Here is an 11,806-nt window from a genome sequence, read left to right on the forward strand (position 1 = left end):
GCTGCGGCCGTGATAAGAAAGGGGGAATAACCGTGCAATTAACTGAATTTATCGAAAAGATGCCTGAATACCAACAACTTGCAACGCAATTAGCACCAAAAACGCGGCAACTTGTGACCGGGATTACCGGCTCGGCAAGGGCACTTTTGATTCAGACCCTATTGCATGCCCAGGGCAAACCAATGATCTTCGTGACCGATACCATGTATCATGCAGACCAACTGGTTGCTGAATTAAGTAGTAGTTTAACCGATGATGAATTGTTTGAATTTCCAGTCGAGGAACTGTTAGCAGCCGAAATCGCGACCAGTTCTCCCGACTTTTTGGCGCAACGCATCCTTGCGATGAGTGCACTTCGGGCAGACAAGCCAGTTGTTGTCGTAACTTCTGTCGCTGGATTGCGCCGGCAGTTACCGCTGCCGCAATCCTTTGATACAGCACACTTTACGCTTAAAACGGGTGACGACATTGATTCTGAAGACGTGATTGCGCATCTGCAACGGATGGGATACCACCGACAAAAACTTGTGGATGCGCCAGGTGACTTTGCAGTCCGCGGGTCGATCATTGATATCTATCCGTTAGATACTGAATATCCAGTTCGGGTCGACTTGTTTGATACCGAAATTGATTCCTTGCGTTACTTTGACGCCAGCACGCAACGCAGTGTTGAAAATATTGATGAGGTGACGATTCTAGCCGTTACCGATCTGTTATTAAATCCCGAACAGCGAAACGCTGCTGCAAAGCGCCTTACAGATGCACTAAAGACCCAGATGAAACAGCTTGATGATGACGGAGCGGAACAGCTCAGTAATTTTGTGACCCCGCTGGTTGATGACCTTAAAAAAGGCGGCGTATCGGCTGAACTGCGGTTATTTGGTGATTATCTGTTTGGTGATGTATCGTTGTTGGACTATTTGGCAGATGACGGGTTGGTCTTACTGGATGACTATCCGCGGGTTCGCGAAGCCAATAAGCAGCTTGAGCTGGATGAAGCCAACTGGGCGGTCGATAAGCTTAAGGACCACCAGATCTTCACCGACCAGCAGTTTGGGCTGCCGTTTGCGAACGTGCTTAAGAAAGACCAGCATGCCGAGATCTTCTTTGCGCTGTTCCAAAAAGGCATGGGGAACATGCGGTTTAGTCAGTTGATTGAGATTCAGACGCGCAGTATGCAGCAGTTCTTCGGTCAGATGCCGTTGCTGAAGCAAGAAATTGAACGGTGGCAGTCGCTGAACCAGACAGTCGTTTTACTGATCAACGATGAAGAACGGCTAAATAAGGTGTCCGAAACACTGGATGATTTCAAAATTAAAACGGTGATGACGAAGCCAGTGATCTGCAACCCGGCCAGGTCCAGCTGGCACCTGGACAGTTCCAAAACGGGTTTGAATTACCCGAGGCCAAGCTGGTTGTGATCACTGAGGCCGAAATGTTTAAGCAGGTGGCTAAACACCACCGTCGCCGGCAAACGCTGGCGAACGCTGAACGACTAAAGAGTTACACGGACCTGAAACCAGGCGATTACGTGGTTCACGTGAACCATGGGATCGGGCGATTTGAGGGTATGCAGACGCTTGAAGTCGATGGCGTGCATCAGGATTACATGACGATTTCGTACCAGACGGCGCGAAATTATTTATTCCGGTCAGCCAGTTAAACCTGATTCAAAAATACGTCTCGTCAGAAGATAAAACACCACGGATCAACAAGCTTGGTGGTTCTGATTGGGCGAAAACCAAGAAAAAAGTTGCGGCTAAAATCGAAGACATCGCTGATGATCTGGTGGAGCTCTACGCCAAGCGGGAAGCCGAAACCGGCTATGCGTTCCCACACGATGATTCCTATCAGCAACAGTTTGATGATGATTTTCCATACTCAGAAACGCCGGATCAGCTGCGCAGTATCGATGAGATCAAGCACGATATGGAAAAACGAAAACCAATGGACAGACTCCTAGTCGGTGACGTTGGGTATGGTAAAACGGAAGTGGCACTGCGAGCAGCCTTCAAGGCAATTGAAGCTGGCAAACAGGTGGCCTTTCTGGTCCCGACCACCATTTTGGCGCAACAACACTACGACACGATGACGACTCGGTTTGAAGGATATCCGGTCACCGTGGCAATTTTGTCGCGGTTCCAAACGACTAAGGAAGTCCACGAAACGGTCGCTGGGTTAAAGGACGGGTCGATCGACATCGTTGTCGGAACCCATCGGTTACTTTCAAAAGACATCGGGTTTAAAGACCTGGGCTTGCTTCTTGTGGATGAGGAACAACGATTTGGTGTGAAGCATAAGGAACGGCTCAAGCAGTTGAAGTCGCAGGTCGACGTGCTGACGTTGACCGCAACGCCAATTCCACGGACACTGCACATGTCAATGCTGGGTGTGCGTGATCTGTCCGTTATTGAAACACCGCCAGCTAACCGGTTTCCAATTCAGACGTACGTGATGGAACAAAATGCCGGCGCCATTCAGGATGGTATTCGCCGGGAAATGCAGCGGGGCGGCCAAGTCTTCTTCCTGCATAATCGCGTGGGTGACATTGAAGAGACTGTGAGCCAGATCAAGGCGATGGTACCTGAGGCTGAAGTGGCTATATCCATGGTCAAATGACGGAAGCACAACTAGAGGGGATCCTCTACGACTTCATTCGTGGCGACTATGATGTGCTGGTCACGACAACGATCATTGAAACCGGGATCGATATTCCCAACGTGAACACGATGTTCATCGAAAATGCTGATCACATGGGGTTGTCGCAACTGTATCAGCTCCGTGGTCGGATCGGCCGGTCGAACCGGGTTGCGTACGCCTACTTTATGTACCAGCCAAACAAGGTGCTGACTGAAGTGAGCGAAAAGCGGTTAGAGGCCATTAAAGATTTCACTGAGCTGGGATCTGGGTTTAAGATTGCCATGCGGGACCTCTCGATTCGGGGCGCGGGGAACCTGTTAGGAAAACAGCAGCACGGGTTCATCGATTCCGTCGGGTATGATCTTTACTCGCAAATGTTGGGCGATGCCGTGGCTAAGAAACAGGGGAAACAGCAGCGTAATAAGACGGATGCGACTGTCGAGCTGGGGCTGGAAGCCTATCTGCCAGATACCTACATCGAAGATCAGCAGCAAAAAATTGAAATGTATAAGCGGATTCGTCAAATCGAAACTAAGGAGGATCTGACCGAGGTTCAGGATGATCTGATCGACCGGTTCGGTGAGTATCCATCCGAGGTGGCGAACCTACTGGCAGTCAGTCAGTTAAAGGTGCAAGCTGATGCTGCCTTGATCGACAAGATGCACCGGAAGAAAGATATTATCACGGTCACCTTCAGCTTGAAGGGGACGGATGAATTCAGCGGGGAGTCCGTCTTTAAGGCTCTCGCCAAAACGAAATTGAAAGCAACCGTCAACCTGCAAGATGATCACCTGATCGTGGGCTTAGTCATCCAACCTAAGATGGCCGCTCCCGATTGGCTGAATGAGCTGACATTGTTTGTCAAAGCATTAAGTGAAATGGCAGCGTCCAGTGTCGCTGAATAGGTGAGTTATGAAAGAACGAAATATGCGGACGATTATGCAGGGGGCAATTTTACTGTCCGTTGCATCGCTGATTGCGAAAATTCTAAGTGCTGTTTACCGGGTACCGTTCCAGAACATGGTGGGCAACACGGATTTTACGTGTATCAGCAAATTTATCCCATATACGGCATCGGGATGACGTTTGCACTGAGCGGTCTGCCCATGTTTATTTCTAAATTAGTGGCTGAATCAAAGAACCAGGCGGAAAAACAAGCTGTGCTGCACCAGGTATTTGTGCTGATGCTCGGGTTTTCCCTGATCGTCTTCTTTGGTCTGCAGGGCTTTGCCGGCCCCATTGCGGTTGCGATGGGGGACGGTCGACTGCGGCCGATCATTCAAGCGGTGAGCTGGATGTTCTTGTTCTCACCGTTTCTTTCGGTCTCCCGGGGTTATTTTCAGGGTGAGTACGATATGCGGCCGTCAGCGAGTTCTCAGCTTATTGAACAAACCGTGCGCGTGGCTGTTATTTTAACGGTTGCCTACTGGGCAATGCGTCACCACTGGGATGTTTACCGAATGGGGACCTGGGCAATGAGCAGTGCCGCGATTGCAGCGGTCTTTGCGTCCGCAGTCATGGCTTGGTTTGTGACCCGCTATCAAGTGAGTTTTTGGCAGCGACCGGTTAACCGCCCGGCTTATCGGTATGGCACATTGGCCAAACGGCTGTTGATTGAAGGCGGAACGATCAGTTTATTTGCGTCGATGATGGTGCTGATGCAGCTAGTGGATTCGTTCACGGTTAAACGTGGATTAGTCCTGCATGGGTTTATGGATGATCAGGCAAAAGCGCTTAAAGGTATTTACGACCGTGGTCAGCCGCTAGTTCAGCTTGGGCTGGTGGTTGCAACCTCGTTTGCGTCGTCGCTTCTGCCGTCCTTAACTGAAGCGTTGAGTCACAATCGGCAACAGCAGTTTAGGCGATTGGCTAAGCGGATGATTCGAATCAGTTAGTGATCGCATCGGCTGCCACCGCCGGACTCATTGCACTGATGCCAGAAATCAACTTTTTTCTGTTTGGTGACCGGCAAGGCAACACGATGCTGTCCGTGTACGTGCTCAGCATTGTGTTTGCGACGCTGATCATGATTTATAATAGTATTTTACAAAGTCTCAATGAATTTCGCGTGACACTAATTGGTCTTGCCATCGGACTGCTGGTCAAGCTGGTCATCACCGAACGCAGCGTGGTGTTTATGGGCGCTGCCGGTGCCAGTTGGGCGACAGTCATTGCCCTGGCAGTCATGACCTACATGCTGACGCGACAGGTGCAATCATTACACTTAAATGTGTTTCAGGATCGATTGATCAGTAACTCGTGACGTTGTGCGTGGCGATGATTATTGGCCTCAGAATCCTAATTGACCTATTACACGCCTTCTTCGGCCCGGCACTGATGATGTCACGGTTGGGCGCACTCCTCGTGAGCGGCATTGGCGTGGTAGTGGGCGTTGTGTTTTTCATTGGTATGGCGCTGCGCTGGCGGTTACTGACATTGCGGGAGTGGTTAATGTTACCAATGGCGGATAAATGGTTGCGACTATTTTCAAAATAACGGAGGAACAATATGCGATTAGATAAATTTTTAAAGGTGTCACGAATTATTAAACGACGGACGGTAGCAAAAGAAATCGCGGACAAGGGCAGAATTACGGTCAACGGCCGCGTGGCAAAGTCATCAACGGATGTGATGCCGGAGGATGAACTGGTGATTAAGTTCGGAAATAAGACACTCACAGTGCAGGTGATGCAGTTGCTGGATACGACTAAGAAGCAGGATGCTGACAATATGTATAAGATTGTTAGTGAAGAATATGAGAAGGATTTTAGGGAGTAGAGAGTGGAGCAAGGCGGGTTAGGGGCGGTGTGTAACGGACTCTGGTCTAAAAGTCCGGGCCTGACTTTTAGACCAGAGTCCGTTACACGTTAGCCCCGTGCCTTGCGGAACTCGTTTCAGCACGGTGGCCAAGAAAGCTGTAGCAATAGGCACTCTGGCTATTAAAACAGAAAAGTCCGGGCCTGACTTTTAGACCAGAGTCCGTTACATTCTGCCCCTTAACCGCCTTTCTCCACACTCTCTATTACAATTCTGTAACTTTTCCTGAATCCGTTTTAAACCCCATGGACAAGGGGCTAATGTGTTGTTATACTCAACATAAAGCTACTTTCCTGGGAGGGGTAAAGATGGCAGCAAAGGGAAATGTTACACATCTTGATAATGACTACACAAGACAGGTTACAGCTGCGCATACTGAAACGAAACAATTGTTGACGAAGCGCAGAAAAAAGCGGGCTATGATTATGGTGGCGTTTTTATCGTCGTTTTTTTGGGTTTAGGGGCCCAGATCATTCACACGAAGATCGCGATGGGTCAGACAACTCAGCAGATCTCCGCACGAAAGACCAAGCTATCGACGATAAAACAAACGTCACAACGGTTACAAGGACACGTTGACCGCTTAAATGACAAGTCGTATCTTGAAAAATTGATCAGATCTAAGTACTACTACTCAAAGTCTGGTGAAACGATCTACAGTCTGCCGTATGAAAAATCAAGTGACGTCACGGCAAAATAGCAGGGTTTCGACAGTCAATATAGTGGTTAATTCCCGTCGCGTCAGTCTGGATAACCGAGATGAATTTCCTCAGCTATTTGGGCTTGTCTGCAACGGGACTTTTAGATTCTTTGAACCAGCACATAATGGTTAAGTGGTTTCATTTTAAAACGTGTTTATGAAAGCTGAACACGCTGTTGATCAACCCGTTTTTGACAACCTCAAAAAACGGCAAAATGAAAATATGATTAAGAATTCATGGGATTGTTCCATTTGGATTCTTGATAATTGTGCTATAATATTAGTACATATTTTAAGGAGGAAATTCTTTTTTATGGCAATCGAGGTTGGAGCAAAAGTCGCTGGCAAGGTTTCAGGTATTACAAACTTTGGCGCATTCATCGACTTAGGTGAGCACAAAACCGGCTTGGTTCATATCAGTGAGGTATCTGACGGCTTCGTGAAGGATATCCACGATGTGTTAAGTATTGGCGACACCGTGACCGTTAAGGTATTATCCATTGGTGACGACGGTAAGATCGCATTATCAATTCGTAAGGCAACGGATCATCCGGAAGGCGAACATGAACATCATGAACACCATTCGCGTGATCATCACGATAATAACAATCCTCATCATGACACTCATCATGAGAGTAACAGTCACCATAATGGTGGCAATGGTGGTAATTCCCATTATCGCAGTAACAACAATGGTGGTCGTTCACACAACGCCCACTCCTCAAACCATAAGGAGAGTTTTGACGATATGATGTCCGGTTTTCTCAAGGATAGTGAAGATCGGCTAGCAACTCTTAAACGTAATACTGAGGGTAAGCGCGGCGGCCGTGGCGGGCGTCGCAGTTAAGTTGGCCAGCAGGCTGATAACCGTATGATTTTAAGACGCCATTATCGTGAGTTGATGATGGGGTGGGTCGTCAAGCAAATCCAGCAAGGGTTCGCTTGACGGCCCTTTATTTTTAGGTGTCCTAGAAAGGAACGCAACGTGAAATTTCAACAACGATTTGACCATGTGATTCAATCAAACGCCTGGTTTTCAAAAAAGGATACAGTGATCGTGGCGGTGTCCACTGGGGTGGATTCGATGACGTTGTTAAGGCTGCTTGAACGGTTGCCAGTTGATGTGCGCCCAAGGGTGATCGTGGCACATGTCAATCATCGGCTACGACAGCAGAGCGAGGCTGAAGCCGAGTATTTGCGGACTTATTGTCACGACCATGACCTTGTTTTTGAAGGCACCGTGTGGCCGATCGAAACACATCCAAAAACGGGAATTGAGGCGGCAGCACGTGATTTTCGGTACGCCTTTTTCGGCCAGCTCATGCGCCGGTATCAGGCGACAGCGCTCGTGACAGCACACCACGGGGATGACCAGGTAGAGACCATTTTGATGAAACTCATTCGTGGGGGTGACCTTCACCAATTGGTCGGCATCAAGCGTGCTCAGCCATTTGGTGGCGGGCTGCTCGTCCGACCACTACTGGATTATGGCAAGGCTGAGCTTATCTCGTTTGCTAGAGCGCAACATCTTACGTGGTACGATGATGACACTAATCAGGCGGATGACGTGTTGCGCAACCGGATTCGCCATCAGGTCGTACCGGTGTTAAAGCAGGAAAATCCTCAGTTGCTTGCCCACGTGCAGCACTATGCAGATACGCTGACGGCGCATCTGGCGTTAAGCGATGCACAACTTTCCGCAGATTGTCGACGGATAACAGTTCGACGTTCACCGTTGACGGGTGATGTGCGCGGCTTTCAACGGTTACCAGATGGGGTTCAACAACCTGTGATGCGGCGGTTTCTTCAAGCGCTTGGCCCCGTTTCTGAAGCCCACGTGACCGCTGCAACGGGCCTGCTGACGGGTCAGCGGCCACAGGGCGAAATTGCGCTTGGCAACCACGTCCGACTCGTTAAGAGTTACGATTATTTTTCAGTGATAAATGAAACAGAACTTCCTGAAAAACCACGTGTGCAAAACAAAAATGTGGTAGTATCTAGACAGTGGGGTGATATTGCAAAACAGTGGGCAATCCGGTTGGTAGCAGCACCTCAGGCGGTCATGACAGGGTCTGATCGCATGCGTGTCGTGTTGCAGCCTTCGGAACTGCCGCTGTCTGTCCGCAACGTGCAACCCAGCGATCGCATTCAGTTGAAACAAGGCGGTCATAAGTTGGTGCGTCGGATCATGATCGACCACAAGGTGCCTAACGCGGTGCGAGACCAGCAACAAGTGGTGGTCTCGGCTGCGGGGGAAGTCCTGTGGGTCATTGGCATCCAGCGTAGTTTCAGAGCGCCACGGTCGGATGGCAAGACGTTTGAACTTCAACTTAAACCGCTAAATTAAAGGAGAAAAAGATGAATAACGATATCGAACGCGTGTTATATATCAGGATGACATTAAGGCTGCCTGCCAACGATTGGGCGCACAGCTGACCGAGGACTACGCCGGTAAAAGACCGCTAGTCATTGGCGTCCTGAAGGGTGTGATCTTCTTTATGACGGATCTGCTGCGGGAAATGGATCTCATGGCAGATCTTGATTTCATTGATGTTTCAAGCTACCACGGTGGCACCGCGTCCACTGGTGAAGTGACGTTGGAACAAGATATCAGTACTGATATTAAAGACCGTGATGTGATTATTGTGGAAGATATTCTGGATAGCGGGCGAACGCTGGCCTACTTGAAAGACTTCCTTGAAGCACGCCAACCGCGTTCATTTAAGGTCTGCACCTTGCTGGATAAACCGAGGGACGCGTGGTCGAAGCCAGGGCAGATTACGTTGGTTTCAATGTCCCAAATGAGTTTCTCGTGGGTTATGGTCTGGACTATCAAGAATTCTATCGAAACCTGCCGTACGTGGGCATTTTAAAACCCGAAGTTTATGCGAATAAATAATTAGTCAAACAAGGTCAAATGTGATAATATATTGACTATCAAGCAAGGGAATATCCCTAGTTTCGTTCCTAACTACGGGAACCGTGAGTAAGGAGGCACTAAATGAACAATAAGAGAAATGGACTCTTTAGAAATAGTCTGTTTTACATTGTGATCTTCCTGTTGATCATGGGGGTTGTTTACTTTTTCCAAGGCAACAACTCAAACTCGCAATCCCAAGATATTCAATCCAGTGAGTTTATTCAACAGTTAAAGCAAAACAAGATTAAAAAGTTCTCCGTTCAACCGTCCGGCGGCGTGTACAAAGTTACCGGTGAGTATCGGACAGCTCAAAAGTCTAAAGAATCCACGACTGGCTTTACGCTTGGTGGGAGCACAAGTTCAAAGGTAACAAGTTTCTCGACCGCGATTTTGGAAAACAATTCGTCGGTTCAAGAAATGACACGTTATGCCCGGGATCATAACGTCAAGATGAACACGAAGGCTGAGGAGTCCAGTGGCTTCTGGATCAATCTGCTGGTGTATGTGGTACACTGCTTGCCTTTATCTTCTTCTTCTACATGATGATGGGCCAGGCTGGCCAAGGCGGCGGCAATGGCCGGGTGATGAACTTTGGGAAATCCAAAGCGAAGCCTGCTGACAGCAAGGAGAACAAGGTTCGTTTCTCAGATGTTGCCGGTGAGGAAGAGGAAAAGCAAGAACTTGTCGAAGTTGTTGAATTTTTGAAGGATCCAAGGAAGTTCATATCATTGGGTGCCCGGATCCCATCGGGTGTGTTACTCGAGGGACCTCCTGGTACTGGTAAAACATTGCTGGCTAAAGCGGTTGCCGGTGAAGCCGGTGTACCATTCTTCTCAATTTCTGGGTCTGACTTCGTTGAAATGTTCGTTGGTGTCGGTGCTAGCCGTGTGCGTGATTTATTCGACCAGGCTAAAAAGAGCGCGCCATCGATCATCTTCATTGATGAAATTGATGCCGTTGGTCGTCAACGTGGTAACGGCATGGGCGGCGGTCACGATGAACGTGAACAAACCCTGAACCAGTTGTTGGTCGAAATGGACGGGTTTACTGGGAATGAAGGCGTCATTGTGATGGCCGCTACCAACCGTTCTGATGTTTTGGATCCAGCCCTGCTTCGTCCGGGTCGTTTTGACCGGAAGATCCTGGTTGGCCGTCCTGACGTTAACGGTCGTGAAGCCATCCTGAAAGTTCATTCTCGTAACAAGCCATTAGCTAACGATGTTGATTTGAAAGAAATCGCCAAGCAGACACCTGGGTTCGTGGGTGCCGACTTGGAAAACCTGTTGAACGAAGGGGCGCTCTTGGCTGCTCGTCGTAACAAGACTGAGATCGATGCCGGTGATATTGACGAAGCTGAAGATCGGGTTATTGCTGGGCCAGCTAAACGTAACCGAGTCATCAGTAAGACTGAACGTGAAACAGTGGCCTACCATGAAGCTGGGCATACCATTGTCGGGTTAGTGCTTAATGATGCACGGGTCGTTCACAAGGTGACCATTGTGCCACGTGGCCGTGCTGGCGGGTACGCGATTATGCTGCCGCGTGAAGACCAAATGCTCATGAGTAAGAAGGATGCTATGGAACAAATCGCTGGGTTAATGGGTGGTCGTTCAGCTGAAGAGATTATCTTCAACTCCGAATCATCCGGGGCCTCAAACGACTTTGAGCAGGCAACGCAAATTGCCCGCGCCATGGTGACCAATATGGATGAGTGATAAGGTCGGAACAGTTGCCTTGGAAAGCTCTAGCGGCCAACCAATGGGCAATAATCCTTACGGCGGTCCAAGTTATTCAGGAGAAACGGCTGCGGCCATTGACGAAGAAGTTCGTCGTCTCTTGAATGAAGGTCACGAAACTGCTAAGAAGATCATTTCTGAACACCGTGAACAACATAAGTTGATCGCACAAGCCTTGCTCAAGTACGAAACACTTGACGAAAAGCAGATCCTCAGCTTGTTTAACACGGGTGAAATGCCTTCTAAGGATAATGACTCTGAATTTCCGAGTGAGAAGGCTGCTACTTTCGAACAGTCCAAGGCTGAACTTGAACGTCGTGAAGCAGCTCGCCATCAAGAACAGGAAACAAACACTGAAACTGATCAGTCAACCGATGATCAAGCGGATGACCAGACAGAGACGCCAAAGTCTTCTGATGATCAAACGCCAAAGGCAACGGATGATGGATCAACCTCCGACAAGCCACACGATGATGATTCTGATCACGAGGCTTAACGGCATAGAAATCGCTAACGATTGTTGGCGGTTTTTTTGTGGGCTTTTTTTTGTGAAGCGGATGGTGGCATGATGTTGGGGCGTCGTTTGTTTTAAGCCGTTTGCTGAAGGTGTGGTCTTTATTTTGGAACTCGTTTTGTAGGGTTGAGCGTTCGTATTTTGGATATGAGGATACAGGTATGTGGGTTGGACATTTTAGGTGGTGAATAGATGATCACGCTGACAGGCAGTCATAGCGATCTTGTTAAAGAACCGAGCAGCATTGCGGTTTTGCTATTTTGGCGTCGAAACGTGCTCCAGAAGGACAAGGAGTTGCACCTAGTGGACTTTGACCGTAAAAGCCAGGCCCGGGCTTTTACGTCAAAGTCCACTAGGCTCCACTCCTTGAGCGTCCTTCTTCCGCACTCTGTTTTCTATTCTATTCTTTCCAGAGAATCGTTTTACATGAGGTCCTAATTTTATCTAGCCGAAACGTACTCCAGAAGGCAAAGGGTTGC

At 48.7% G+C, this 11,806-nt stretch carries 12 protein-coding genes and 2 pseudogenes; all 14 read left to right on the forward strand.

What is annotated here, in order from left to right; all coding sequences use genetic code 11:
- Positions 1–32 precede the first annotated feature (32 nt).
- The 14 genes and pseudogenes from mfd (at position 33) to JCM11969_RS20745 (ending at position 11,309) form a co-directional block, all read left to right on the forward strand.
- Positions 33–3,545: pseudogene (gene mfd, locus JCM11969_RS10840) on the forward strand (transcription-repair coupling factor).
- Positions 3,546–3,552: 7 nt separating this feature from the next.
- On the forward strand, positions 3,553–3,723 hold the full coding sequence (locus JCM11969_RS19120) for a hypothetical protein (protein WP_225353249.1): 171 nt from the start codon (positions 3,553–3,555) through the stop codon (positions 3,721–3,723).
- On the forward strand, positions 3,720–4,535 hold the full coding sequence (locus tag JCM11969_RS19125) for an oligosaccharide flippase family protein (protein ID WP_263850059.1): 816 nt from the start codon (positions 3,720–3,722) through the stop codon (positions 4,533–4,535). The genes JCM11969_RS19120 and JCM11969_RS19125 overlap by 4 nt, the downstream gene beginning before the upstream one ends.
- Positions 4,535–4,903, forward strand: a complete 369-nt coding sequence (locus JCM11969_RS19130) for an MATE family efflux transporter (RefSeq protein ID WP_225353251.1) — start codon at positions 4,535–4,537, stop codon at positions 4,901–4,903. Before JCM11969_RS19125 ends, JCM11969_RS19130 begins: the two co-directional genes overlap by 1 nt.
- An 8-nt stretch (positions 4,904–4,911) precedes the next feature.
- Positions 4,912–5,136, forward strand: a complete 225-nt coding sequence (locus tag JCM11969_RS19135; RefSeq protein WP_225353252.1) for a hypothetical protein — start codon at positions 4,912–4,914, stop codon at positions 5,134–5,136.
- Between the two features lie 12 nt (positions 5,137–5,148).
- Complete coding sequence (locus JCM11969_RS10850) at positions 5,149–5,418, forward strand: RNA-binding S4 domain-containing protein (RefSeq protein WP_054711199.1); 270 nt, start codon at positions 5,149–5,151, stop codon at positions 5,416–5,418.
- A 347-nt stretch (positions 5,419–5,765) separates the two neighbouring features.
- On the forward strand, positions 5,766–5,918 hold the full coding sequence (locus JCM11969_RS17785) for a hypothetical protein (RefSeq protein WP_156319341.1): 153 nt from the start codon (positions 5,766–5,768) through the stop codon (positions 5,916–5,918).
- A 29-nt stretch (positions 5,919–5,947) separates the two neighbouring features.
- Entirely contained in the window at positions 5,948–6,157 is a 210-nt protein-coding gene (locus JCM11969_RS10855; protein ID WP_263850060.1) for an FtsB family cell division protein, read from the forward strand.
- Positions 6,158–6,470: 313 nt separating this feature from the next.
- Positions 6,471–7,004, forward strand: coding sequence for a S1 domain-containing RNA-binding protein (locus tag JCM11969_RS10860; RefSeq protein WP_054711203.1), 534 nt, complete (start codon positions 6,471–6,473; stop codon positions 7,002–7,004).
- 138 nt (positions 7,005–7,142) lie between these two features.
- Positions 7,143–8,504, forward strand: coding sequence for a tRNA lysidine(34) synthetase TilS (gene tilS / locus JCM11969_RS10865; RefSeq protein ID WP_054711206.1), 1,362 nt, complete (start codon positions 7,143–7,145; stop codon positions 8,502–8,504).
- Positions 8,505–8,515: 11 nt separating this feature from the next.
- Positions 8,516–9,056, forward strand: a pseudogene (gene hpt, locus JCM11969_RS10870) (hypoxanthine phosphoribosyltransferase).
- A gap of 102 nt (positions 9,057–9,158) precedes the next feature.
- Positions 9,159–9,620 carry an ATP-dependent metallopeptidase FtsH/Yme1/Tma family protein gene (locus JCM11969_RS20735; protein WP_439709742.1) on the forward strand — a complete coding sequence of 154 codons (462 nt, stop codon included), beginning with the start codon at positions 9,159–9,161 and terminating at the stop codon, positions 9,618–9,620.
- The gene (ftsH, locus tag JCM11969_RS20740; protein ID WP_439709743.1) at positions 9,617–10,792 is read left to right on the forward strand and encodes an ATP-dependent zinc metalloprotease FtsH; all 1,176 of its coding nucleotides are present in this window, start codon (positions 9,617–9,619) and stop codon (positions 10,790–10,792) included. Before JCM11969_RS20735 ends, ftsH begins: the two co-directional genes overlap by 4 nt.
- A complete protein-coding gene (locus JCM11969_RS20745; RefSeq protein ID WP_439709744.1) occupies positions 10,785–11,309 on the forward strand; it encodes a hypothetical protein in 525 nt (174 codons plus the stop codon). The genes ftsH and JCM11969_RS20745 overlap by 8 nt, the downstream gene beginning before the upstream one ends.
- Positions 11,310–11,806 lie beyond the last annotated feature (497 nt).

The sequence above is a fragment of the Secundilactobacillus paracollinoides DSM 15502 = JCM 11969 genome, assembly GCF_001311135.1.
GTDB classification, from domain to species: Bacteria; Bacillota; Bacilli; order Lactobacillales; family Lactobacillaceae; genus Secundilactobacillus; species Secundilactobacillus paracollinoides.

Bases quoted from the DNA above. Each gene is read 5' to 3' on its own strand.
- JCM11969_RS19120 (WP_225353249.1), top strand. From the start codon at position 3,553: ATGAAAGAACGAAATATGCGGACGATTATGCAGGGGGCAATTTTACTG.
- JCM11969_RS19125 (WP_263850059.1), top strand. From the start codon at position 3,720: ATGACGTTTGCACTGAGCGGTCTGCCCATGTTTATTTCTAAATTAGTG.
- JCM11969_RS10850 (WP_054711199.1), top strand. From the start codon at position 5,149: ATGCGATTAGATAAATTTTTAAAGGTGTCACGAATTATTAAACGACGG.
- JCM11969_RS17785 (WP_156319341.1), top strand. From the start codon at position 5,766: ATGGCAGCAAAGGGAAATGTTACACATCTTGATAATGACTACACAAGA.
- JCM11969_RS10855 (WP_263850060.1), top strand. From the start codon at position 5,948: ATGGGTCAGACAACTCAGCAGATCTCCGCACGAAAGACCAAGCTATCG.
- JCM11969_RS10860 (WP_054711203.1), top strand. From the start codon at position 6,471: ATGGCAATCGAGGTTGGAGCAAAAGTCGCTGGCAAGGTTTCAGGTATT.
- JCM11969_RS20735 (WP_439709742.1), top strand. From the start codon at position 9,159: ATGAACAATAAGAGAAATGGACTCTTTAGAAATAGTCTGTTTTACATT.
- ftsH (WP_439709743.1), top strand. From the start codon at position 9,617: ATGATGATGGGCCAGGCTGGCCAAGGCGGCGGCAATGGCCGGGTGATG.
- JCM11969_RS20745 (WP_439709744.1), top strand. From the start codon at position 10,785: ATGAGTGATAAGGTCGGAACAGTTGCCTTGGAAAGCTCTAGCGGCCAA.